General features: G+C 63.6%; 14 protein-coding genes, 3 tRNA genes and 2 rRNA genes (1 of these 19 cut by a window edge). 5 read left to right on the forward strand and 14 right to left on the reverse strand.

Annotated elements, in window-relative coordinates; all coding sequences use genetic code 11:
* The 10 genes from LRC39_RS23615 to LRC39_RS23660 all read right to left on the reverse strand — a co-directional run.
* Positions 1 to 254, reverse strand: a 23S ribosomal RNA gene (locus tag LRC39_RS23615); it reaches 2,563 nt to the left of the window's first position.
* Positions 255 to 724: 470 nt separating this feature from the next.
* Positions 725 to 800, reverse strand: a tRNA-Ala gene (locus LRC39_RS23620).
* Positions 801 to 833: 33 nt separating this feature from the next.
* Positions 834 to 910, reverse strand: a tRNA-Ile gene (locus tag LRC39_RS23625).
* 200 nt (positions 911 to 1,110) lie between these two features.
* Positions 1,111 to 2,599 (reverse strand): 16S ribosomal RNA (locus tag LRC39_RS23630).
* Together the 16S and 23S rRNA genes with 2 tRNA genes alongside form the textbook arrangement of a ribosomal RNA operon.
* An 822-nt stretch (positions 2,600 to 3,421) precedes the next feature.
* Positions 3,422 to 3,511, reverse strand: a tRNA-Ser gene (locus LRC39_RS23635).
* A 200-nt stretch (positions 3,512 to 3,711) separates the two neighbouring features.
* Complete coding sequence (otsA, locus tag LRC39_RS23640; RefSeq protein WP_346295839.1) at positions 3,712 to 5,205, reverse strand: alpha,alpha-trehalose-phosphate synthase (UDP-forming); 1,494 nt, start codon at positions 5,203 to 5,205, stop codon at positions 3,712 to 3,714.
* Between the two features lie 156 nt (positions 5,206 to 5,361).
* The gene (gene otsB / locus LRC39_RS23645; RefSeq protein ID WP_346295840.1) at positions 5,362 to 6,159 is read right to left on the reverse strand and encodes a trehalose-phosphatase; all 798 of its coding nucleotides are present in this window, start codon (positions 6,157 to 6,159) and stop codon (positions 5,362 to 5,364) included.
* The gene (locus LRC39_RS23650; protein WP_346295841.1) at positions 6,159 to 7,649 is read right to left on the reverse strand and encodes an MFS transporter; all 1,491 of its coding nucleotides are present in this window, start codon (positions 7,647 to 7,649) and stop codon (positions 6,159 to 6,161) included. Before LRC39_RS23650 ends, otsB begins: the two co-directional genes overlap by 1 nt.
* A 179-nt stretch (positions 7,650 to 7,828) precedes the next feature.
* Positions 7,829 to 9,871, reverse strand: coding sequence for a methyl-accepting chemotaxis protein (locus tag LRC39_RS23655; protein WP_346295842.1), 2,043 nt, complete (start codon positions 9,869 to 9,871; stop codon positions 7,829 to 7,831).
* 97 nt (positions 9,872 to 9,968) lie between these two features.
* A complete protein-coding gene (locus LRC39_RS23660; RefSeq protein ID WP_346295843.1) occupies positions 9,969 to 10,736 on the reverse strand; it encodes an AraC family transcriptional regulator in 768 nt (255 codons plus the stop codon).
* Positions 10,737 to 11,072: 336 nt separating this feature from the next.
* Between LRC39_RS23660 and leuA the strand changes: the two genes are divergently transcribed.
* The 5 genes from leuA (at position 11,073) to LRC39_RS23685 (ending at position 18,194) form a co-directional block, all read left to right on the forward strand.
* Positions 11,073 to 12,734, forward strand: coding sequence for a 2-isopropylmalate synthase (gene leuA, locus LRC39_RS23665; protein WP_346295844.1), 1,662 nt, complete (start codon positions 11,073 to 11,075; stop codon positions 12,732 to 12,734).
* A gap of 298 nt (positions 12,735 to 13,032) precedes the next feature.
* Positions 13,033 to 13,518 (forward strand): (2Fe-2S)-binding protein, encoded by a 486-nt coding sequence (locus LRC39_RS23670; protein ID WP_012497796.1) that lies wholly within the window; start codon positions 13,033 to 13,035, stop codon positions 13,516 to 13,518.
* Positions 13,519 to 13,628: 110 nt separating this feature from the next.
* Positions 13,629 to 15,983, forward strand: coding sequence for a xanthine dehydrogenase family protein molybdopterin-binding subunit (locus tag LRC39_RS23675; protein ID WP_230762548.1), 2,355 nt, complete (start codon positions 13,629 to 13,631; stop codon positions 15,981 to 15,983).
* Positions 15,984 to 16,091: 108 nt separating this feature from the next.
* Positions 16,092 to 16,892, forward strand: coding sequence for an FAD binding domain-containing protein (locus LRC39_RS23680; protein ID WP_114356765.1), 801 nt, complete (start codon positions 16,092 to 16,094; stop codon positions 16,890 to 16,892).
* A gap of 186 nt (positions 16,893 to 17,078) precedes the next feature.
* Positions 17,079 to 18,194, forward strand: coding sequence for a CaiB/BaiF CoA transferase family protein (locus LRC39_RS23685; RefSeq protein WP_346295845.1), 1,116 nt, complete (start codon positions 17,079 to 17,081; stop codon positions 18,192 to 18,194).
* 130 nt (positions 18,195 to 18,324) lie between these two features.
* Here LRC39_RS23685 and fahA read toward each other — a convergent pair whose 3' ends face one another.
* The 4 genes from fahA to LRC39_RS23705 all read right to left on the reverse strand — a co-directional run bounded on the left by fahA (position 18,325) and on the right by LRC39_RS23705 (position 22,809).
* Positions 18,325 to 19,593: a fumarylacetoacetase gene (gene fahA / locus LRC39_RS23690; protein WP_346295846.1), complete on the reverse strand. Its 1,269-nt coding sequence runs from the start codon at positions 19,591 to 19,593 to the stop codon at positions 18,325 to 18,327.
* 205 nt (positions 19,594 to 19,798) lie between these two features.
* The gene (maiA, locus tag LRC39_RS23695) at positions 19,799 to 20,455 is read right to left on the reverse strand and encodes a maleylacetoacetate isomerase (RefSeq protein WP_346295847.1); all 657 of its coding nucleotides are present in this window, start codon (positions 20,453 to 20,455) and stop codon (positions 19,799 to 19,801) included.
* Positions 20,452 to 21,798: a homogentisate 1,2-dioxygenase gene (gene hmgA / locus LRC39_RS23700; protein ID WP_346295848.1), complete on the reverse strand. Its 1,347-nt coding sequence runs from the start codon at positions 21,796 to 21,798 to the stop codon at positions 20,452 to 20,454. Before hmgA ends, maiA begins: the two co-directional genes overlap by 4 nt.
* A gap of 57 nt (positions 21,799 to 21,855) precedes the next feature.
* Positions 21,856 to 22,809, reverse strand: coding sequence for an MBL fold metallo-hydrolase (locus LRC39_RS23705; RefSeq protein WP_346295849.1), 954 nt, complete (start codon positions 22,807 to 22,809; stop codon positions 21,856 to 21,858).
* Positions 22,810 to 22,982: the final 173 nt, after the last annotated feature.

The raw sequence follows: 22,982 nt of genomic DNA on the forward strand, positions 1-22,982 counted from the left end.
TCCCTGGGTTCGCTTGAAACCTCCTATGTATTCAGAGATCTCATACCTTCTCTTGATAACCGGAAATCCAAACCCTCACGTCTCTTTCGAAACGCAAGGCCTTGGAGTTCCGGCTATCGAAGGTGGGTTTCCCCATTCGGAAATCCACGGATCAAAGCTTCTTCGCAGCTCCCCATGGCTTATCGCAGCGTAGCACGTCCTTCATCGCCTCTCAGCGCCAAGGCATCCGTCGAACACCCTTAAGGCACTTGATTGCTCTCATTATCAATGTCCACACACTCGGCAGAATGTACTTGCAAGCCATCCCGAAGGACGCACCTTGCAAACGGACATTGAATGAAAAGACCAGTTATTGCTTCGTAAGATCGAACCGATGGCGTGCGGTCAAGCTCGCCAACAAAGACCGTTTTACAACACGCAGGTCTTGCGACCGGCATGCGCCGAAAACGATCTGGAGATACGCGAACGGCGCCCCGCAGATTGCTCTACAAGACCCGAACCCGGATCGATCTCCTCTTCACGATGTCAGAAAACCCGCCAGGCTGCGCATTGCGCAAAGCCGGCGAATACAAGTTGCGGACGATGAGCCATCGTCGCTGTCCGGATGACAGCAACGAGGCGCGAGCATGGTCATGGCGATCAGCCCGGCTACGCTCCAAAGAGCTTCGCCGCGGCAGCCTTCGAAGGCCAGCCGAGCCGTAACTGGCGTCCCGCCAGCGAAGGCTGGTGGAGCCAGACGGGATCGAACCGACGACCTCATGCTTGCAAAGCACGCGCTCTCCCAGCTGAGCTATGGCCCCGTAACCAGAAGACGAATGCAGCGCTCGACAAAATGGTGGGCCTGGGAAGACTTGAACTTCCGACCTCACGCTTATCAAGCGCGCGCTCTAACCAACTGAGCTACAAGCCCTCAGCACGAGAGGCCGCAAGCAAACCACCGGCCGGCTGGCGCCAGGCCGATCGACTTGCGCGCACCCCAGGCGCGTGTTCGTCCGCGAAGAAAGAGAAACGAAGACGGCGAAATCCCGCCAATGAGGCTCGTATGACTTAGAGCCTCTGATGTTTCTAAAACAGGTCGATAACAGCAAGCTGTTGAAGACCCATCCTTAGAAAGGAGGTGATCCAGCCGCAGGTTCCCCTACGGCTACCTTGTTACGACTTCACCCCAGTCGCTGACCCTACCGTGGCCGGCTGCCCCCCTTGCGGGTTAGCGCACCGTCTTCAGGTAAAGCCAACTCCCATGGTGTGACGGGCGGTGTGTACAAGGCCCGGGAACGTATTCACCGTGGCATGCTGATCCACGATTACTAGCGATTCCAACTTCATGGGCTCGAGTTGCAGAGCCCAATCCGAACTGAGACGGCTTTTTGAGATTTGCGAAGGGTCACCCCTTAGCTTCCCATTGTCACCGCCATTGTAGCACGTGTGTAGCCCAGCCCGTAAGGGCCATGAGGACTTGACGTCATCCCCACCTTCCTCGCGGCTTATCACCGGCAGTCTCCTTAGAGTGCTCAACTAAATGGTAGCAACTAAGGACGGGGGTTGCGCTCGTTGCGGGACTTAACCCAACATCTCACGACACGAGCTGACGACAGCCATGCAGCACCTGTGCTCCAGGCTCCGAAGAGAAGGTCACGTCTCTGCGACCGGTCCTGGACATGTCAAGGGCTGGTAAGGTTCTGCGCGTTGCGTCGAATTAAACCACATGCTCCACCGCTTGTGCGGGCCCCCGTCAATTCCTTTGAGTTTTAATCTTGCGACCGTACTCCCCAGGCGGAATGCTTAAAGCGTTAGCTGCGCCACTAGTGAGTAAACCCACTAACGGCTGGCATTCATCGTTTACGGCGTGGACTACCAGGGTATCTAATCCTGTTTGCTCCCCACGCTTTCGTGCCTCAGCGTCAGTAATGGCCCAGTGAGCCGCCTTCGCCACTGGTGTTCTTGCGAATATCTACGAATTTCACCTCTACACTCGCAGTTCCACTCACCTCTGCCATACTCAAGACTTCCAGTATCAAAGGCAGTTCTGGAGTTGAGCTCCAGGCTTTCACCTCTGACTTAGAAACCCGCCTACGCACCCTTTACGCCCAGTGATTCCGAGCAACGCTAGCCCCCTTCGTATTACCGCGGCTGCTGGCACGAAGTTAGCCGGGGCTTATTCTTGCGGTACCGTCATTATCTTCCCGCACAAAAGAGCTTTACAACCCTAGGGCCTTCATCACTCACGCGGCATGGCTGGATCAGGCTTTCGCCCATTGTCCAATATTCCCCACTGCTGCCTCCCGTAGGAGTTTGGGCCGTGTCTCAGTCCCAATGTGGCTGATCATCCTCTCAGACCAGCTACTGATCGTCGCCTTGGTGAGCCATTACCTCACCAACTAGCTAATCAGACGCGGGCCGATCTTTCGGCGATAAATCTTTCCCCGTAAGGGCTTATCCGGTATTAGCACAAGTTTCCCTGTGTTGTTCCGAACCAAAAGGTACGTTCCCACGCGTTACTCACCCGTCTGCCACTGACGTATTGCTACGCCCGTTCGACTTGCATGTGTTAAGCCTGCCGCCAGCGTTCGCTCTGAGCCAGGATCAAACTCTCAAGTTGGACTTGAACTTTGAACCGGCTGATCACAACGTTTGACGAGGTCCCACCATCACCAGCAATCCGAAGATCGCCAGTTCGTCGCAGCGCTTCACAGCGCTCGCGAACATGGTGTTTCCTTGAAAACGTGTACCGCCGAAGTCTTTCGTCCGGCCCCAACCCCAGAAAGCCGAAGCTTCCCAAAACCGAGACCCGCAAGGACTTCGCCGTCCACGTTTCTCTTTCTTCTTCTTCACTTGTCAAACAGCCCGAGATCCGAAGATCTCACACTCTCTACAAAGAGAGAGCAGGACACCCTTCGACGACGAAGAGAGGCTCCAACCGACAACTATCGGCTGTTGCGTCACTCAACGAAGTGAGGAGCGTCAGAGGCGCCAATTTCTCCCTCGGCTGAGAGCCAAGAGAGAGAAGCCCGACCCGCGGGCGGCGTGTGGGTGTTTCTATAGCCCCCCACTTCCGGGACCGCAAGCGAAAAATGAAGGTTTCGCGAAATTCAAAATTTGCCCCTCCGAAGCCTCTGAAAACGAAGGACTTTTCAGGGTGTTCCGCAAAGCAGGAATTAGGAACTCGGCTCCATTCGCCGGCCGGGTCCGTAAAAAAGTGGCGGGAGGGTCCTCGATTTTTCCGTTCTCAGGAGTAGACGCGCCCGCCCTCGCAAGGTTCCTAGGCCGGAAGAAGGGACGAAATTTTTCGCATGGCGTCGTCGGCGGGAAGATTGCGCGCAGACCGTGGTCGGGCGAGCGCCCTCCGGCAAGCGCATCAAGCGCCCGGGAACGAGCCGACATCAGAACAGCGATGGAGGAAAAACCGGCACCGGGGCCGAAATGGCGGAGAGAGAGGGATTCGAACCCTCGATACAGTTTCCCGTATACACGCGTTCCAGGCGTGCGCCTTCAACCACTCGGCCACCTCTCCGGGTGCCCTCTCATGACCGCGCCGCGCGGATTTGGCAAGCGGTTGCGCCAACCGGCGGCGGATTTCACGTCAAATAATGCCGGAAATGGCACTGAACGGATCTTCAACGACCCGCCAGAGCGAGGCTCGCTGGTCCGGATGGCCGGTGGCGGCGGACGGCGAGATCCGCCTCGCCTCTCCGGCCAGCCCCACGCGCTCCCCTATTGGAGCACTGCGCCGCCAACGGCCCGGGGCGTGCGACGCGACCAGCCGCCTGCCATCATGATCGAGGACGGCTGCGCCGGGGGCGCCAGCGGAATCGGTCCGACGCTGCGATTGGCGGCGTGCGCGCCTTCCAGCGAAGCGACGAAATCCGCGAACCAGCGGCGGATGCTGTTGTCGCGCAGCTTGGCCATCATCGCCTCCCAGCGCAGTCGCCGCTCGGTCAGCGGCATCGCCAGCGCGGTGGCGATCACGCGCGACATTCCGTCGATGTCGTGCGGGTTCACCTGCAGGGCCGTATCGAGCTCGTTGGCGGCGCCGGCGAATTTCGACAGCACCAGCACGCCGGGATCGATCGGGTTCTGCGCGGCGACGTATTCCTTGGCCACCAGGTTCATGCCGTCCTGCAGCGGCGTGACCAGTCCGACATGGGCCGAGCGGTAGAGGCCAGCCAGCACGCTCTGGCGATAACCCTTGTTGAGATAGCGGATCGGGGTCCAGTCGACCTCGCCGAGCCGGCCGTTGACGTCGCTGACCAGCTTGGCGAGATCGCCCTGCAGATTGCCATAGGCCTCGATCGTGCCGCGGGACGGAGTCGCGATCTGCAGCAGTGACACCGCCCGCTGCAACGCAGGCCGGTCGCTTAACATCTTGTCGAACGCTTTGACGCGGTTGATCAGACCCTTCGAGTAGTCGAGCCGATCGACACCAATCACCAGCTTCTCGCCGTGCAGACTTTTCCGGAGTCGCGAGACTTCGGGGTGAGTCATCGCCTTCTGCGCCTGGGTGGCGAATGCGTCGGCGTCGATGCTGATTGCGAACACGTCGCAGCGCGTGGTGCCGTGTGCGGTTGTCACAACGCCGCCTGTTACCTTCAGGCCGAGCTCGGAGGCGACATAGCCGAGGAAATTGCCGCGATCTTCTTCGGTTTGGAACCCGATCAAATCGTAGGCCAGCATCGCCTCGATCAGTTCGCGGTGATGCGGCACACAGCCGATGGTCGCCCGCGACGGCCACGGCGTATGCAGAAAGAACCCGATCGGATGCTGGACGCCGAGCTGGCGCAGTTCCGCACCGAGCGCGAGGAAGTGGTAATCCTGGATCCAGAACGCCGCGTCCGGCTTGCGAAAGCGCAGCAGCGCCCGCGCCATGAAGGCGTTCACTTCGCGGTAGGATCGATAATCATCATGGGAAACCCGGATCAGATCCGGGCGGGAGTGCAGCGCCGGCCACAGCGCCGAATTGGCAAAGCCTTCGTAGTAACCGCCGTAATGCGCGGCGGGCAGATCGAGCATCGCGAGCGCACCAGTGCCGAGCGGCTCGATCTCAGCGAAAGGTTCGCGATGAACACCATCACGAACCCGACCGCTGGAGCCGACCCAGATCGCTCCGGATTTTTCCACCACCGGCAGCAGCGCTGCTGCCAACCCTCCCGTCATCGGCTCGTTTCCCGACGCTCGGGCAACTCGGTTCGAAACCACGACCAGGTTCACGTTTCCCTCCGACTCCCCAACTGTCTGGTGCGTCTATGCGACGCTGCGGAGATTAACATCCATTCATCGTGATCGTTCCATGGCAAGTCTGGAACTTTTCTGAGAACTAAGCGTTTTGCGATGTTTTTTGGTCCGGAACCGTACTCAACGCGCGAACTAACTGCTCGGTTCGAGCAGACGTGCGAGCCAATTGCGCACATCTCGCGGCTCGTCGAAGTGACCAGCGGTGAGTTCGCTGTGACGTCCGACAGAAAATGCGAGGCCGTCGAGTTCCGGCATGATGGCGAATACCGTCTCATCGGTGACGTCATCACCAATGAAAATCGGCCGGCGGCCTTTGAATGGCGCGTATTTCATCAGTTCCAGCACGCCGGTTGCCTTGGTGAAGCCTGAATGTTTGATCTCGCACACAGCCTTGCCAGGCAGCACTTCGAGCGGCGCATCGGGATTCTCAGCGCGAATCGCCGCAACTGATTCGTAGATCGCTTTCTCAGTGTGCGGTGCGAGACGATAATGCAGCGCCAATGAGTAGCCCTTGTCCTCCAACAAGATACCAGGACTGATCCGCGCAATCGCAGCGAGCCGGCTCTTGAGTTCCGGATCGAGCGGCGGTGCTTGCGTCGCAACTGCGTCGCCATTGCCCGACAGTCGCATTTCCGCACCATGACCGCCGACCGCCGGCAGTCGCATCGGCGCGAAAATCAGGTCGATGTCGTTGATCGAGCGGCCACTGACCAAAGCCAACGCCCCCGACGTTCTGCCGAGCAGATTTTTCAGCGTCTGCTCCAGTTCCGGCGGCACCCAGACTTCGCGCGGTGTCGGCGCCAGGTCCAGCAGCGTACCGTCGATATCGAGCAACAACGCGCACTTATCGAGATGCGGTACCAAGGCGCCCGGAACCGGAACCTGGTCCGAGGTGGCCGGCTTGGACGGTTGTTCGATCTTCGTCGTCATTAAGTATCCTCTGTAGCGGCCAGCGGCCGCGCGACCTGTTCAAGGGAACGGCGCTCAGCCGCGATAGCATAGCGCCAGCCGATGACGGCGGCGCCCATCATCAGCACCGAGCCGAACAAATAGCCGGCGAACACGCTGGAGCGCGAACCTGTGTCGATCAGCGCACCAAACAGCGCCGGCCCCGCGACGCCGCCGATGCCGGTGCCGATCGCGTAGAAAATTGCGATCGCCAGCGCACGGACTTCGAGCGGAAACGTCTCGCTGACGGTGAGATAGGCGGCACTCGCCGCCGGCGAGGCGAAGAAGAAGATCACCATCCAGGCAACCGTCTGGCTCTGCGCGCTGAGGGCGCCGATCGAAAACAGATAGCCTGACACCGCTAGCAGAATCGCCGACACGCCGTAAGTGAAGCCGATCATGGTGCGGCGGCCGAGCGTATCGAACAGCCGGCCGAGCAACAGCGGCCCCAGGAAGTTACCTGCCGCAAATGGCAGGATGTACCAGCCGACGTGATTGGCCGGGATGCCGAAGAAGTCGGTCAGGATCAGCGCGTAGGTGAAGAAGATCGCGTTGTAGAAAAACGCCTGCGCGGCCATCAGCACCAGCCCGACCAGCGAACGTTGCCGATAGGTCGAAAACAGCGTCCGCGCGACTTCCAGGATCGGCGTGTGCGTGCGCATCCGCAGCCTGATGGTCGGCAGCGCGCGCGGCCGATCGGGTGCGTGGCGTGCATGCCGCTCGATATCGGCAACGATCGCTTCGGCGCGTTCGGGTTGGCCGTGGATCATCAGCCAGCGCGGACTCTCTGGAATCCACCAGCGCATCGCGAACACCACGAGGCCGATGATCGCGCCAGTGAGATAAGCCAGCCGCCAGCCATAATCCGGATCGATCACCACAGGGTCGAGCAGCACGATGGCACAGACCGCGCCGATTGCTGCGCCGATCCAGAAACTGCCGTTGATCACCAGATCGGTCCAGCCGCGATAGCGCGCCGGCACCAGCTCCTGGATGGTGGAGTTGATCGCGGTGTATTCGCCGCCGATACCGGCACCGGTAAGAAACCGGAACAGCGCGTAGCTCATCACGTCCCAAGATGTCGCCGTCGCCGCGGTGGCGGCGAGGTACAAAGCCAGCGTGATGAAGAACAGCTTCTTGCGTCCGATCCGGTCGGTCAGCCAACCGAACCCGATCGCGCCGATCACCGCGCCGGCCAGATAAGCGCTGTTGGCGAGCCCGATGTCGAGATTGGAGAAGCGCAGGCTCGGGCTGTCCTTGAGCGCACCCGCCAGCGCTCCGGCGAGCGTGACTTCGAGACCGTCGAGGATCCAGGTGATTCCGAGCGCGCCGACCACCCGGGTATGAAAGCTGCTCCAGAGCAGACCATCGAGGCGGACCGGGATATCGGTGTCAATCACCCGGCCGTCGGCGGTCGCCAGGACCGGAGCCTGCGGCGGCTCGTTGATCGCGGCACTGACGCTGTCGGCCATACACTCCCACTCCGGCTGCGGTGTGCCACGCCGCCAGCGCCGAACGTGGCGATCCACCGGCAAGCGATGGACCGATTTGCGTCAGGTCAACGGAAGAGCGCCGGAACGGTTCCAATGCACGCGCCGAACCTGCGGCGGCCTGCCGCAAGCTCAGGAGGCCTGCGCGCGGAAGGAAGCGATCAGGCAGCGCGGATGTTCGCCATGAATCGATCGAGTTCGGTGCGCAGCCGCGCACTTTCGGACGATAGGCTGCGCGCGGATTGCAGCACCTGCGCGGAAGCAGCGCCGGTTTCGGCGGCGCCGCGATTGACCTCGGCGATATTACCGGCGACGCGCTGGGTTCCCTGCGCCACGCCCTGAACGCTGCTGGCGATCTCCCGCGTCGCGGCGTCCTGCTGCGTGACGGCGCTGGCGATCGACGCGGAGATCGTTGAGATCTCGGCGATCGTGCTGCCGATCTTTTGGATCGACGTCACCGAATCGCGGGTCGCTTCCTGCATCTCGGCGACCTGCGAAGAAATCTCGTCGGTCGCCTTCGCGGTTTGAGTGGCGAGCGACTTCACTTCGGCCGCCACGACGGCAAAGCCACGCCCGGCTTCGCCGGCCCGCGCGGCTTCGATGGTCGCATTGAGGGCCAACAGATTCGTCTGCTCGGCGATCGTGGTGATCAGCTGCATCACCTCGCCGATCTGCTGCGCCGCCTGGGTCAGCTTGCCGATGCGGTCGTCGGTCTCGTGCGCCTGCGCCACCGCCGCTTCGGCGATCGCGCTCGACTGTCCGACCCGGCGACCGATCTCGCCGACTGAGGCCGACAGCTCTTCGGTCGCCGAAGCCACCGCCTGCATGCCGGACGACGCCTGCTGGGAATCGCCAGCGACCTGGCCGGAGAGTGACTGGGTGGTTTCGGCGGTGCGGGTCAGCGTCGCCGCGGCGCTTTCGAGCTGGGCTGCAGCATCGGAAACATGCGCCACGATCGCGCCGACCGCGCTTTCGAACTCACTAGCAAAGCCGATCAGTTCGGCACGGCGGGCTTCGCGGCCCGCCTCCGCCTCGCGCTCGCGGGCAATCGCGTCCCGCTCGGCCTTTCGGCCCGCCTGAACTTTGAATTCCTCGACCGCGGCCGCCATCTCGCCGATTTCGTCGCGGCGTCCGAGCCCCGGCAGCACCACGTTGAAGTCGCCGCCGGCCAGCCGGCGCATCGCCGCGCACATCGCCTGCATCGGACGCGAGATGCCGCGGCCGAGCAGCACCGCCAGCACCGCGCCAAGCAGGAAGCCACCGATGCCGAGCATCGCCACCATGCGTTCGGTAGTGGTGACGGTTGCGTCGGACTCCCGCTCGAGCCGCTGCTGATCGGCGAGCAGGTCTGCCTTGATCGCTTCGGCAGCGCGGATGATCGCCGCGGCGGAGCCGACCATGGTGGCGCCCTTGGCGTCGATCGCCTTGACGTTGTCGGAGAGCTTGATCAACGCTTGGCGGTACTCGCCCAGCATGGTGAAAATCTCATTCACGGCTGCGGCGATCTCGCCGTCGGCCTTGACGATGTTCAGTGAGTTTTCGACGAATTTCAGCCGCGCCAGCGCGTTGTCGGCGACCGGAATGCTGGAATTGATCGCGAATGTATTCGCCAGCGTCATCGCGCCGGCATACTGCTCCGCAGCGCGCTTGGCGCCGAGCTCAGCGCTCGAATCCTCTCGGTCGCTGGCTGCGCTCACCAGATCGTCGAACTTGTAGCGCAGGTTCAGGCCGCCGCGGGTCACCCCGTTCTGAATCACCAGGGCGCTGTCGGTCTTCAGCGCGACGATGTCGGCGAACAGTTTGGTGAAGGTGGAAAACTCAGTGGACAGGCGGGTCAGCGCCTCGCGCTGCGCCGGTTTGGTCGCGCCCTGCAGCGACGCGGCGATGGCGTCTTTGAGGCGGGCTTCGGCGGCAAGCGCCGCTTTGGCATCGTCTTCCTTGCCGGTCAGCACGTAGTAGCGCGCACGCGCCTCGTAGCCGACCATCTCGCGATCGATGTTGCGGGCAAGATCCGACTGCCGAACGCCGTCACGGTAGGCGACCACGCCATCCGAGACTCGTTCGAACCCGAGGTAGGCCAGCCCCATGCTGATGGCGGTAATACCGAGCACCACCGCAAAGCCCAGCGTCACCTTACCACGAAAGCGCAAAGCCGGCAGCGCAAAGGATTGATCCCGCGCTCCGGCGGCTGTCGTACCACTCACTTGATTACCCCGTCGAAAACGACTTACCCCGGAACCGTACCGGGTACTCCGAAACTACGCGGCATTGTCTAAGGCTGCGTAAATCGAGGCCCGAGGCTCAAGACATCGACTTTAGTTCAACGGGATCGAAGTACTCACTTGGTGATTTCCCGAGGACTCGCCGGAACATCGCCGAGAAAGCACTCGGGCTGTCATAGCCGCACGCCAGCGCCACGTTCAGAATCGACTGTCGTTCGGCCAGCAGCGACAAGGCGTGCAACAGGCGCGCCTGCTGCCGCCAGCGCAGAAAGCTCATCCCAGTTTCACGCTGAAACAGCCGCATGAAGCTCGCCCGGCTCATATGCAGCGCACGGGCGGCTTGTTCGAGCGACACAGCAGCAGCAGGCTCGTCGCGGATCTGCTCGCAAAACCGAGCCAACTGCGCATGCTGAGGCCGCGGAAGACTGAGCGGCTCGACCGGCAGACTTGCGAGTTCCATCAAAAGGAGCTGCGTGACAACGTCCCTGAGTTCCACGCGCTCGGGCGCCTCCGCAACGGCGACAAGCCGCAGGATCAATTCGCGTAGCAAGGGCGTCACTTCGATTGCGGTGCAGACGACCGGCAGTCCCGCAACTTCCGCCGGGTCGATCAGCAGCGAGCGGAACTGGACGGCCGAATGACTTCTGGTGTCGTGTTCGACACCGCCCGGCACCCACACGGCGCGGCTCGGCGGCACAACCCAGGTGCCATCGGCGGTGGTCACCGAAACGACGCCGGTGATGGCGTAGATCAGCTGCGCCTGCGGATGGGAATGACGGCGGCTGGCGAAGCGCAGCGCATCCTGGCTGACGACGGCAACATGATCGGTGACCGCCTGCGCCCGCATCGCCCACCTGATCCTTTCGCGACGATGATTGATCTTTCCGCGCGAGATTATCACGAGTGTCTTGATTTAAGTAAGGGGACAGCCCCACACAGGTCCGTGGATACCCCCGTGTTCTCGATCGCTCCTATCGTCCCCAGCCTTGCCCGACCGCTTTGCGCGGTGTCGGCGGCTGTCGAGACCTGCGGTCCGAGCACCCGCGCCCTGCCGGCTCACCACGACCAGCTTCTGTCCGTTGCGCTTCGACTTACTGGCGGTCGCCGGGACTGACGGCAGCCTGGCGGCCGTATCCAGCCGTGCCCGCTTTGACCTTTCCTCCGCGCGCAACGGATATCGATCATGTTGAAGAATCCCGAAACCAAATACCGCCCCTTTGTCACGCCGGTCGGCCTGCCGGACCGGCAATGGCCGTCCCGTCGTTTGACGTCGGCGCCGCGCTGGCTGTCCACCGACCTGCGCGACGGCAATCAGTCGCTCGCCAATCCCATGGGGGTCGAACGCAAGCAGCGCTTCTACGACATGCTGATCGCGATCGGCTTCAAGGAGATCGAGGTCGCGTTTCCGTCGGCGTCGCAGACCGAGTTCGATTTCGTCCGCAGCCTGATCACCGACGACCGGATCCCCGACGACGTCACGATCCAGGTTCTCACCCAATCGCGCACCGACCTGATCGCTCGGACCTTCGAGTCGCTGGAGGGGGCGCAGCGCGCCATTGTGCATCTGTACAATGCCACAGCACCGCTGTTCCGGCGCGTGGTGTTCGGCATGGAGCGGCGCGACGTCGTCGATCTGGCGATCACTGGCGTCACGGCGATGCTCGAGGAGAGCCTGAAACGCCCCGGCACCGACTGGACCTTCGAGTATTCGCCCGAAACCTTCTGCTTCACCGAGCCGGACTTTGCGTTGGAGATCTGCGAGCGCGTGCTCGACGTCTGGCAGCCGACCCCGGAGCGCCCGGCGATCCTGAACCTGCCGGCGACCGTCGAAGTCGCGATGCCGAACGTCTATGCCGACCAGATCGAGTGGTTCTGCCGCCAGATCTCGCGGCGCGAGTCCGTGGTCATCAGCCTGCATCCGCATAACGACCGGGGCACCGGGGTTGCGGCGGCCGAGCTGGGCCTGCTCGCCGGGGCGGATCGGGTCGAAGGCTGCCTGTTCGGCAATGGCGAGCGCACCGGCAACGTCGATCTCGTGACCTTGGCGCTGAACCTCTACACCCAGGGGATCGATCCCGGACTGTCGTTCCCGGCGCTGCGCGAGGTGGTGAACACGGTCGAGCACTGCACCGAACTCCCGGTGCATCCGCGGCATCCCTACGCCGGCGAGCTGGTGCATACGGCGTTCTCCGGCTCGCATCAGGACGCCATCCGCAAGGGCTTCGCCGCGCACGCGCAGCGCAACGACGGTCTGTGGGAGATGCCGTATCTGCCGATCGATCCGGCGGACATCGGCGAAACCTACGAGGCCGTCATCCGGGTCAATTCGCAATCCGGCAAGGGCGGCGTCGCCTGGGTGCTGGAACAGGACAAGGGATTGAAGCTACCGAAGCGGATGCAGGCGGATTTCAGCACGCACGTCCAGAAACTGGCGGACGATCTCGGCCGCGAGCTCAACACCTCCGACATCTGGCAGTGCTTTGCCAGCTGCTATTTGCAGCGTCCGTCCGACCGGTTCGTGCTGGTGGACTACAAGGAGACCGGGCCGGTGGGGCAGCGGACGTTCATCGGCCGGATCGCGATCGATGGCGAGGTCCGATCGCTGTCGGGACGCGGCAACGGCCTGATCTCCGGCGTGGTGGCAGCGCTGCAAGACGCCGGCGGTCCGGTGCTCGACGTCGCGGACTACCAGGAGCACGCGATCGGCTCCGGTGCTACCGCGCAGGCCGCCGCTTATGTCGAATGCCGCACCTCCGATGGCCGCACGGTGTTCGGCACCGGGATCGATCCGGACGTCGCCACGGCTTCGGTCCGTGCGCTTTTGCACGCGGCTAACAACGCCTGATCGATTGCGCCTCACCTTAGATGCATCGGCTGATATCTCAGCCGGTGCATCGCACAGTTTCTTTCGCTGCACCGCAACGTAAGCCGCAGAGATTTTGAAGTTCCTGTTCCAGCTAACAGCCAGCTGGGGCCGCCGGGGTCATCCGGCATGGCAACCGACCGCTTAGTTTGCTGCGGTCACCAAACCGTCATCGACGGTTGACGCTCGCGCCACTCCGAGCAGCGAAAATCCCAGTTGCAAAGTCCGGCTGCCGCGCTTCTAATTGGAACAATTAAAAATTCATCGGGAGGACTGACGCGTGTCCAAAGTCTCAATGACCGTCAACGGCAAGCTCGTGACGGCGGATGTCGAGGATCGAACACTCCTCGTGCATCTGCTGCGCGATCACCTCGGCCTGACCGGCACCCATGTCGGCTGCGATACTAGCCAGTGCGGCTGCTGCGTGGTGCATATCGACGGCCGTGCGGTGAAGTCGTGCACGACGCTGGTCGGCCAGGTCGACGGCGCCAACATCACCACCATCGAAGGAATCTCCAAGGGCGACGAACTGCATCCGATGCAGGCGGCGTTCCGGGACAATCACGGTTTGCAGTGCGGCTACTGCACGCCCGGCATGATCATGTCGGCGATCGACATCGTGCACCGCTACGGCGGCAATCTCGACGAAGAGACCGTGCGCCACGAGCTCGAAGGCAACATCTGCCGGTGCACCGGCTATCATAACATCGTCAAGTCGGTGCTCGACGCCGCCTCCCGCATGAATGTGGCGCAGGCCGCCGAATAGGCCGCCTGCCCGCCTGCCGTTTCGTCGCCGACCACACGTTCGAATGATGGCTGCGACCCGCGACGTTCCGAATCCGCGCGGCTGAAGCAGTCGAAGGGAGAGAATTGCACATGGGCATCGAGGGTATTGGCGCGCGCGTCGCGCGCAAGGAAGACCGCCGCTTCATCACCGGCCGCGGCCGCTACGTCGACGACATCAAGCTGCAGGGCATGACCTACGCGCATTTCGTGCGCAGCCCTCACGCGCACGCCAAGATCACCGGCATCGAGCTCGACGCCGCCAAGGCGATGCCAGGCGTGATCGACGTGCTCACCGGCCAGCAGATCGTCGACGACAAGGTCGGCAACCTGATCTGCGGCTGGGCGATCCATTCCAAGGATGGCTCGGCGATGAAGATGGGCGCGTGGCCGGCGATGGCGCCGGAAACGGTGCGCTTCGTCGGCCAGGCGGTCGCCGTGGTGATCGCCGAGAGCAAGAACCTCGCCCGCGACGCCGCCGAGGCCGTGGTGGTGCATTACGAGGAGCTGCCGGCCGTCGCCAACATCAAGGCGGCGATTGCCGATGGTGCAGCGCAGCTTCACCCCGAAGCGCCCGGCAACATCGTGTACGACTGGGAGATCGGCGACCAGAAGGCGACCGACGAGGCGTTCAGCAAGGCCGCCAACGTCGTCTCGATCGAACTCACCAACAACCGGCTGGTGCCGAACGCGATGGAGCCGCGCGCGGCGGTCGCCGAGTACAATCCGGCCGAAGAGCACTTCACGCTCTACACCACCTCGCAGAACCCGCATGTCGCGCGGCTGGTGCTGTCGGCGTTCTACAACATCGCCCCCGAGCACAAGCTGCGGGTGGTGGCGCCCGATGTCGGCGGCGGCTTCGGCTCCAAGATCTTCATCTATCCGGAAGAAATGGTGGCGCTGTGGGCCTCGAAGAAGACCGGCCGCCCGGTGAAATGGACCGGTGACCGCAACGAAGCCTTCGTCACCGACGCGCACGGCCGCGATCATCTGTCGAAAGCCGAGATGGCGTTCGACGCCGACAACAAGATGCTCGGCCTGCGGGTGAAGACCTACGCCAATTTCGGCGCCTATATGTCGCTGTTCTCGTCGTCGGTGCCGACCTATCTGTACGCCACGCTGCTCAGCGGCCAGTACAACATTCCGGCGATCTATACCGAGGTGGTGGGCGTCTATACCAACACCACGCCGGTCGACGCCTATCGCGGCGCCGGACGGCCCGAGGCCTGCTATCTGCTGGAGCGGCTGGTCGAGACTGCGGCGCGGCAGCTCAAGGTCGATCCGGCCGAACTGCGGCGCAAGAACTTCATCACCCAGTTCCCGCATCAGACCCCGGTGATCATGGCGTACGACACCGGCGACTTCAACGCGTCGCTCGATGCCGCGCTCAAGGCGATCGACTACGCAGGTTTCCCCGCCCGCAAGGCCAAGGCCAAGAGCGAAGGCAAGCTGCGCGGCATCGGCCTGTCCTGCTACATCGAGGCCTGCGGCATCGCGCCGTCGAAGGCGGTCGGCTCGCTCGGCGCCGGCGTCGGCCTGTGGGAATCTGCTGAAGTCCGCGTCAACCCGGTCGGCACCATCGAGATCCTGACCGGCTCGCACAGCCACGGCCAGGGCCACGAGACCACCTTCGCCCAACTGGTCGCCGACCGGCTCGGCATCCCGATCGGCCAGGTGTCGATCGTGCACGGCGACACCGACAAGGTGCAGTTCGGCATGGGCACCTACGGGTCGCGCTCGGCCGCCGTCGGCATGTCGGCGATCTTCAAGGCGATGGAGAAGGTCGAAGCCAAGGCCAAGAAGATCGCGGCGCATCAGCTCGAAGCGAGCGAGAACGACATCGTCATTGAGAACGGCGAGTTCAAGGTCACCGGCACCGACAAGGCGATCGCGCTGCCGATGGTCGCGCTCGCCGCCTACACGGCGCACAACCTGCCGGACGGCATGGAGCCGGGTCTGAAGGAAAGCGCGTTCTACGATCCGACCAACTTCACCTTCCCGGCCGGCTCCTACATCTGCGAAGTCGAGGTCGATCCGGGGACCGGCAAGACCTCGTTCGTCAACTTCGTCGCGGTCGACGACTTCGGCAGGCTGATCAACCCGATGATCGTCGAGGGCCAGGTCCATGGCGGCCTGGTGCAGGGCATCGGCCAGGCGATCCTGGAGAACGCGATCTACGACGATAGCGGCCAGCTCGTGACCGCCTCGTTCATGGACTACGCGATGCCGCGCGCCGACGACGTGCCGTCGTTCCAGATCTCGCACACCACGACGCTGTGTCCGGGCAATCCGCTCGGCGTCAAGGGCTGCGGCGAGGCCGGCGCGATCGGCGCATCCGCGGCGGTGATCAACGCTATCACCGACGCGATCGGCAACAACCGGCTGGAAATGCCGGCGACGCCCGACCGGGTGTGGCACGCGATGCAACTGCAACAGGCGGCGGAGTAACACGCCCCGTCATTGCGAGCGCAGCGAAGCAATCCAGAGGCTTCGCTCCTCGCAATGACGGAGAGCTTGTTGGACAGACAAACAATCGATCTCTGACAGGAGATACCCATGTATTCCACCAATTATCACCGCGCCTCATCGGTCGACGAAGCCGTGGCGCTGATCGCCAAGGGCAGCGACGCCAAATTCCTCGCCGGCGGCCACACGTTGCTGCCGGTGATGAAGCAGCGGCTCGCAGCGCCGGGCGATCTCGTCGACATCGCCAAAATCCCGGCGCTGATCGGGATCGAGGCCAGCGGCGACACGCTGACCATCAAGGCGGCGACCACCTATTACGACATCATGCACAATGCCGACGTGAAGCGGCTGATCCCGGCGATCGCGCATCTCACCTCTGTGCTTGGCGATCCGGCGGTGCGCTATCGCGGCACCATCGGCGGATCGGTCGCCACCAACGATCCGGCCGCGGACTATCCGGCCGCGATCCTGGCGCTCAACGCCACGGTCAAGACCAACAAGCGCGAGATCCCGGCCGATCAGTTCTTCAAGGGGCTGTTCATGACGGCGCTGGAAGACAACGAGATGATCACCGCGATCTCGTTCCCGGTGCCGGAGAAGGCCGGCTACGCCAAGATGCGCAATCCGGCCTCGCGCTTCGCGCTGACCGGCGTGTTCGTCGCCAAGCTGAAGAGCGGCGAGATCCGCGCCGCCGCCACCGGCGCGTCGCAGGACGGCGTGATGCGGGTGCCGGTGATCGAAGACGCATTGAAGGCGAATTGGTCGGCGTCGGCGCTCGACGGCATCAAGGTCTCCGACGATGGCCTGATCGAAGACATCCACGGCACCTCCGACTACCGCGCCAACCTGATCAAGGTGATGGCACAGCGCGCGGTCCAGGCCGCAGGCTGAGTAATTCCACTCCACGGCAAGCGGCGCGCTGGTGGCGCGCCGCTTTGTTTTTTGTGCGGTGCCGCAGCATGGCGGCATGCGGCGCTGGGACGAAAAGTCACTTGCCCGGAGCACACCGGGCATGGTGATTGATCCTGACAACAACCGCTCCGCGCCGCGCGCGGACAACAACAATGGACACCCAAGGTGCAAGACACAGTGACCGCCTCCCCCAAGCCGACCACGAAAGCCAACGCCAGCGGGCCGCTCTCCGGCACCCGCATCGTCGAATTCGCCGGCATCGGGCCCGGCCCGTTCGGCTCGATGCTGCTCGCCGACATGGGCGCCGAGGTGATCACACTGGTGCGCGCCGGCCAGAAGCCACAGGGCGCCGCCGCGCGTGGCCGCACCGTCGTCACCGTCGACCTGAAGGACAAAGCCTCGGTCGCCGAGGTGCTGAATTTGCTCGATGGCGCTGACGCGCTGATCGAAGGCTATCGCCCCGGCGTGATGGAGCGCCTCGGCCTCGGCCCCGACGTGGTGATGGCGCGCAATCCGAAGCTGGTGTACGCGCGGATGACCGGCTGGGGCCAGACCGGCCCGCTGGCGCAGGCCGCCGGCCACGACATCAACTACATCTCGATCACCGGCGCGCTCGCGGCGATCGGCCCGAAGGAGCGGCCGGTGCCGCCGCTCAACCTGGTCGGCGATTTCGGCGGCGGCTCGCTGTATCTCGTCGTCGGCATCCTCGCCGGGCTGTTCGAAGCGTCGAAGTCCGGCAAGGGCCAGGTGGTGGATGCTGCGATGTGCGACGGCGCCGCCTCGCTGATCACGATGTTCTTCGACATGACCGCGGCGGGCCGCTGGAAGGAAGGCCGCGAGAGCAACATGCTCGATGGCGGCGCGCACTTCTACGGCACCTATGCATGCGCTGACGGCCAGTTCATCTCGATCGGCTCGATCGAGCCGCAGTTCTACGCGCTGCTGCGCCAGATCGCCGGGCTGACCGACGCCGACTACGACACCCAGATGGACATCAAGCAATGGCCGGCGCTGAAGCAGAAGCTCGCCGCGGTGTTCAAGACCAAGAGCCGCGACGAATGGTGCAAGCTGATGGAAGGCACCGACGTCTGTTTCGCCCCGGTGCTGACGATGTCCGAAGCCACCAAGCATCCGCACATGGTGGCGCGCGAGGTGTTCATCAATCACGAGGGCCACACACAGCCAGCCCCCGCCCCGCGCTTCTCCCGCACCCCCTCGGCCGCCCGCCCGCCGGTGCAGGCGCAGATCGGCGACGTGGTGAAGGCCTGGGGCGGGAAGTAACCGCCGCCTTCAGGCACCGTCATTCCGGGGCGCTCACGAACGTGAGCGAACCCGGAATCCAGACGTTATCATCACCTCGAGATTCCGGGTTCGCGCCTGGCGGCGCGCCCCGGAATGACGCTGCAAGGAACTACTCGCTCGCCGCCAGCACCGTGCCCTCGACCTCGCCGAAGCCGACGCGGTAGCCGTCGCCCTGGCACCAGCCGCGCATCACGAGGCTGTCGCCGTCTTCGAGGAAGCTGCGGCTCTCGCCACCCGGCAGCTGCAACGGCTCTGCACCGTTCCAGCTCAATTCCAGCAGACTGCCGAGTTGGTCTTTCTGCGGGCCCGACACCGTGCCGGAGCCGAGCAAATCACCGACGCTCATCGCGCAGCCGCTCGAGGCGTGGTGCACGAGCTGCTGCACCGACGACCAGTACATGTATTTGAAATTGGTGGCGCTGATCCGCGCCGGCTGCGGCATCGCCGGCGTCCGCAACGCGACTTCCAGCGCCATGTCGTAGTTGTTGGCGCCCTTCTGCTGCAGATACGGCAGCGGCGCCGGGTCCTGCGCCGGCCCAGCCACGCGAAACGGCTCCAGCGCCTCGCGGGTGACGATCCATGGGCTGATCGAGGTCGCGAACGCCTTGGCCTGGAACGGCCCGAGCGGCACGTACTCCCATTGCTGGATGTCGCGCGCGCTCCAGTCGTTGAGCAAAGTGAAGCCGAAGATCATCTCCTCGGCCTGCGCTTCGGTGAGCATCGAGCCCATCACCGAGAACTGCCCGACCACCACGCCGATCTCGAGTTCGAAATCGAGCCGCTTGCAAGGCCCGAAGCTCGGCAGCTCAGCCGACGGCGGCTTGAGCTGGCCGCGCGGGCGGTGAATCGCCGTGCCGCTGACCACGACGGTCGAGGCACGTCCGTTGTAGCCGATCGGAATGTGCAGCCAGTTCGGCAGCAGCGGATTGGATTTGTCGCGGAACATCGTGCCGACATTGGTGGCGTGTTCCTTCGACGAGTAGAAATCGGTGAAGCCCTCGACGCGGAGCGGCAGATGCAGCTTCACCTGGCGCACCGGCAGCAGCGCCTTGGCGCGCAACTCCGCATTGTCGCGCAGTTCGGCATTGTCGTGCCGGAGCAGCGCGCTGATCCGCGCCCGCGTGCTGCGCCACACGTTCGGCCCGAGCGCCATGAAGGCGTTGATCGAGCTTTGCGCGAACACGCCTTCCGGCAGATCGAGCAGCTTCGCAGCCTGCAATGCTGAAAGATCGAGCACATGATCACCGATCGCTACCCCGACCCGCGGCGATGGATGATCTGCGGTCGAGACCACACCGTAAGGCAGGTTCTGGATCGGAAAGTCGGATTCAGCCTTCACCTCAATGAAGGAGCGCAGACGCGGGTCGTTGGGATGCATGAAGGGTCCTGGGACGTTGAACGGTTCGGTCGATCGCGGAGCTCTTCACCCTCCCCTGGAGGGGGAGGGTCGGCACGCAGCCCGCGCAGCGGGATGCAGGACGGGGTGGGGGGTGCCGCGGGCACGGCGGATGAACTCTTCGCCACCCCACCCCGCTCGCTGACGCGAGCGCCCCTCCCCCTCCAGGGGAGGGTATTCGTCACGTTCACTCCGCATCCGGCTGCCGGCCCGGCTCAGCGGCGACGAAGGCGTCGAGCTTCATTGCTTCGGCTTCGATCTGGCGGATGCGTTCGAATGGGGCGAGGTCGGCATCGAAGCGGCGGGCGTTGAACACTTGCGGGACGATGCAGATGTCGGCGAGCGTCGGCCGATGGCCGAATGCGAACGGCCCCGGCGTCTGCGCCAGCCGCGCCTCGATCGCCGCAAAGCCCTGCTCGATCCATTCTTTCGACCAACGGGCGCGATCGATCTCGTCGACGCCGAGTTCGCTGAGCCGCTTCAGGATGCGCAGGTTTCCGATCGGATGGATATCGCAGGCCACCGCATAGGCGATCTCGCGCACGATGGCGCGAGCCTTTGGATCTTTCGGCAGCAGCGGCGGCTCGGGGTGGGTCTCATCGAGATACTCGATGATCGCCAGCGATTGCCCGACGTTGAACTCGCCCTCGCTCCAATACGGCACCAGGCCGGCCGGATTGATCCAGCGGAACGCTTCGAGATTCTGCTCGCCGTTGCGCAAATGCACGTAACGCTGCGCCACCACGATGTTCTTCAGGTTGAGCGCGATCCGCACCCGATACGCCGCGGAGGAGCGGAAATAGCCGTACAGCACCGCGGCGTCGTGATCCTGAGCTTTGGTCATGGCCGGTTCGGATCGAAGCGCTTTTCGAGGCCGTTCCAGCAGTCGGCGTAATCGTCCTGCAACAGACCGGAGGTCGCGGCGTATTCGGTGACGCGCTGCGGATAGCGGGTCTCGAACATGAACGCCATCGTGCCGGTCAGCTTCACCGGCTTCAATTCGCCATTGCTGGCATGATCGAACGCCTCGCGATCGGGCCCGTGCGGCAGCATCATGTTGTGCAGCGACGCGCCGCCGGGCACGAAGCCCTGCGGCTTGGCGTCGTACACGCCGTAGATCAGCCCCATGAACTCCGACATGATGTTCATGTGATACCACGGCGGCCGGAACGTGTTCTCGGCCACCATCCAGCGTTCGGGGAAGATCACGAAGTCGATGTTCGCGGTACCCGGCGTCTCGGACGGCGAGGTCAGCACGGTGAAGATCGACGGATCGGGATGGTCGAAGCCGATCGCGCCGACCGGCGAATAGGTTCGCAGGTCGTATTTGTACGGCGCGTAATTGCCGTGCCAGGCCACGACGTCGATCGGCGAGTGCGGCAGCTTGGTCACGTACAACGAGCCGCCCCATTTCACATACAGTTCGGTCGGTGTGTCCTTGTCTTCATAGGCGGCGACCGGCGTCAGGAAATCGCGCGAATTGGCGAGGCAATTGGCGCCGATCGGACCGCGCTCCGGCAGCGTGAACGCGCCGCCATAGTTCTCGCACAGATAACCGCGCGCCGGGCCATCGACCAGTTCGACCCGAAACTTGACGCCGCGCGGGATCACGGCAATCTCCGCCGGCTCGATGCTGATGACGCCAAATTCGGTGACGAGGCGCAGGCTGCCCTGCTGCGGCACAAACATCATCTCGCCGTCGGCATTGTAGAAATGCTGATCGACCATCGACTGGGTGATCAGATAGAGATGCGTCGCCATCCCGGCCTGGGTGTTGACGTCACCGGCGGTAGTCATGGTGCGCACGCCCTGCAGGAAGGTCAGCTTCTCGCTCGGCATCGGCGGCGGGTCCCAGCGCAGCTGCGCGATCGGCAGATCGTGCTCGAAGCACGGCGCTGAACGCCACAACCCCATATCGGTCTTGGCGAAGCGGCCGGAGTGCTTCACTGACGGGCGGATGCGATACAGCCAGCTCCGCTCATTGGCGCCGCGCGGTGCAGTGAACGGCGATCCGGACAATTGCTCGGCGTAGAGACCATAGGCGCAGCGCTGCGGCGAATTGCGTCCGACCGGCAATGCGCCGGGCAGCGCCTCGGTCTCGAACGAATTGCCGAAGCCAGACATGTAGCCGGGCGTGATGCCTTGCGATGAGCTGCCGAGGATCTGCGGCGCGGCATTGATGTTCATGGTCGTCCTCCGATCGGTTGGCGAGGGACGCGGCCGAAGCCGCGCTCGCGGTTCGGACTAACCGCCCTGCAGGGCGGCCCACATTTCGCGATCGCGCTCGGCAGTCCAGATCACCGGATCGTCGATGCCGGAGGCTTCGTCGAACGCGCGCGACACGTTGAACGGCAGGCAGTGCTCGTAGATGGCGAAGGACGCGAACTTCGGGTCCATCACCTCGCGGGTGGCGTCCCAGGTCTCCTTCAGACTGCGGCCTTTGGCGACCGAGAGCTCGGCAGCGCCGTACAGCGTGCCGACGAAATCGCGCGTCATCGCGATCGCCTCGCGCGTGGTCTCCAGCCCCTTCAGCGCGTCCCCGCGCCCGGGCGCGATCGCCTTCGGATTGAACTCACGGATTTCGTTCAGCGTCGCGGGCCATTCGCGCAAGTACGCGTCGCCGCAATAGCAGGCCGAGTGATACTCAACGAGGTCGCCGGTGAACATCACCTGCGCGTCCGGCACCCAGGCGACGATGTCACCTGACGTATGGCCAGCGCCGAGCTGCATCAGCCGCACCTCACGCTTGCCGAGGAAGACCGACATCTCGCCGTCGAATGCCAGCGTCGGCCAGGTCAACCCCGGAATGCTCTCGGCATCCTGGAACAGCCGCGGAAACCGGCCGTATTCCGAATCCCAATCCTGCTGGCCGCGCTCCTCGATCAGCCGATAGGTCTCCTGCGACGCGATGATGCCTTGCGCCTGATAGGCGGACGCGCCGAGCACCCGCACCGCATGATAGTGCGACAGCACCACATATTTGATCGGCTTGTCGGTAACGCTACGGACGCGCTCGATCACCTTATTGGCCATGGCCGGCGTCGCTTGCGCGTCAAACACCAAACAACCATCGTCGCCGACGATCACTGCCGAATTCGGATCACCCTCCGCCGTGAACGCGTACAGATCGAGCCCGATCTCGGAAAACGTCACCTTCTTCTCGGCGAGGTCGGTGGTGGAGGCAAAGCCTTTGGCCATGTGGGGTCCTTGTTAGTTGTCGACTCGTTCACGCGCTTGCGCGCTGATCGTTCCAGGTTCGTCATTCCGGGGCGCTCGCGCAGCGAACGAACCCGGAATCCCGAGCTGTTCTGCGACCGCCGCTTCTCACCATCACTTCGAGATTCCGGGTTCGCGCCTGACGGCGCGCCCCG

Source organism: Rhodopseudomonas sp. P1, assembly GCF_039642825.1.
GTDB classification, from domain to species: Bacteria; Pseudomonadota; Alphaproteobacteria; order Rhizobiales; family Xanthobacteraceae; genus Rhodopseudomonas; species Rhodopseudomonas palustris_H.

Excerpts from the sequence above, each read along its gene's own strand:
- otsB (WP_346295840.1), bottom strand. The coding sequence starts at position 6,159 with ATGACGACGAAGATCGAACAACCGTCCAAGCCGGCCACCTCGGACCAG.
- LRC39_RS23650 (WP_346295841.1), bottom strand. The coding sequence starts at position 7,649 with ATGGCCGACAGCGTCAGTGCCGCGATCAACGAGCCGCCGCAGGCTCCG.
- LRC39_RS23675 (WP_230762548.1), top strand. The coding sequence starts at position 13,629 with ATGGGCATCGAGGGTATTGGCGCGCGCGTCGCGCGCAAGGAAGACCGC.
- LRC39_RS23680 (WP_114356765.1), top strand. The coding sequence starts at position 16,092 with ATGTATTCCACCAATTATCACCGCGCCTCATCGGTCGACGAAGCCGTG.
- LRC39_RS23705 (WP_346295849.1), bottom strand. The coding sequence starts at position 22,809 with ATGGCCAAAGGCTTTGCCTCCACCACCGACCTCGCCGAGAAGAAGGTG.
- hmgA (WP_346295848.1), bottom strand. The coding sequence starts at position 21,798 with ATGAACATCAATGCCGCGCCGCAGATCCTCGGCAGCTCATCGCAAGGC.
- maiA (WP_346295847.1), bottom strand. The coding sequence starts at position 20,455 with ATGACCAAAGCTCAGGATCACGACGCCGCGGTGCTGTACGGCTATTTC.
- LRC39_RS23660 (WP_346295843.1), bottom strand. The coding sequence starts at position 10,736 with ATGCGGGCGCAGGCGGTCACCGATCATGTTGCCGTCGTCAGCCAGGAT.
- fahA (WP_346295846.1), bottom strand. The coding sequence starts at position 19,593 with ATGCATCCCAACGACCCGCGTCTGCGCTCCTTCATTGAGGTGAAGGCT.
- leuA (WP_346295844.1), top strand. The coding sequence starts at position 11,073 with ATGTTGAAGAATCCCGAAACCAAATACCGCCCCTTTGTCACGCCGGTC.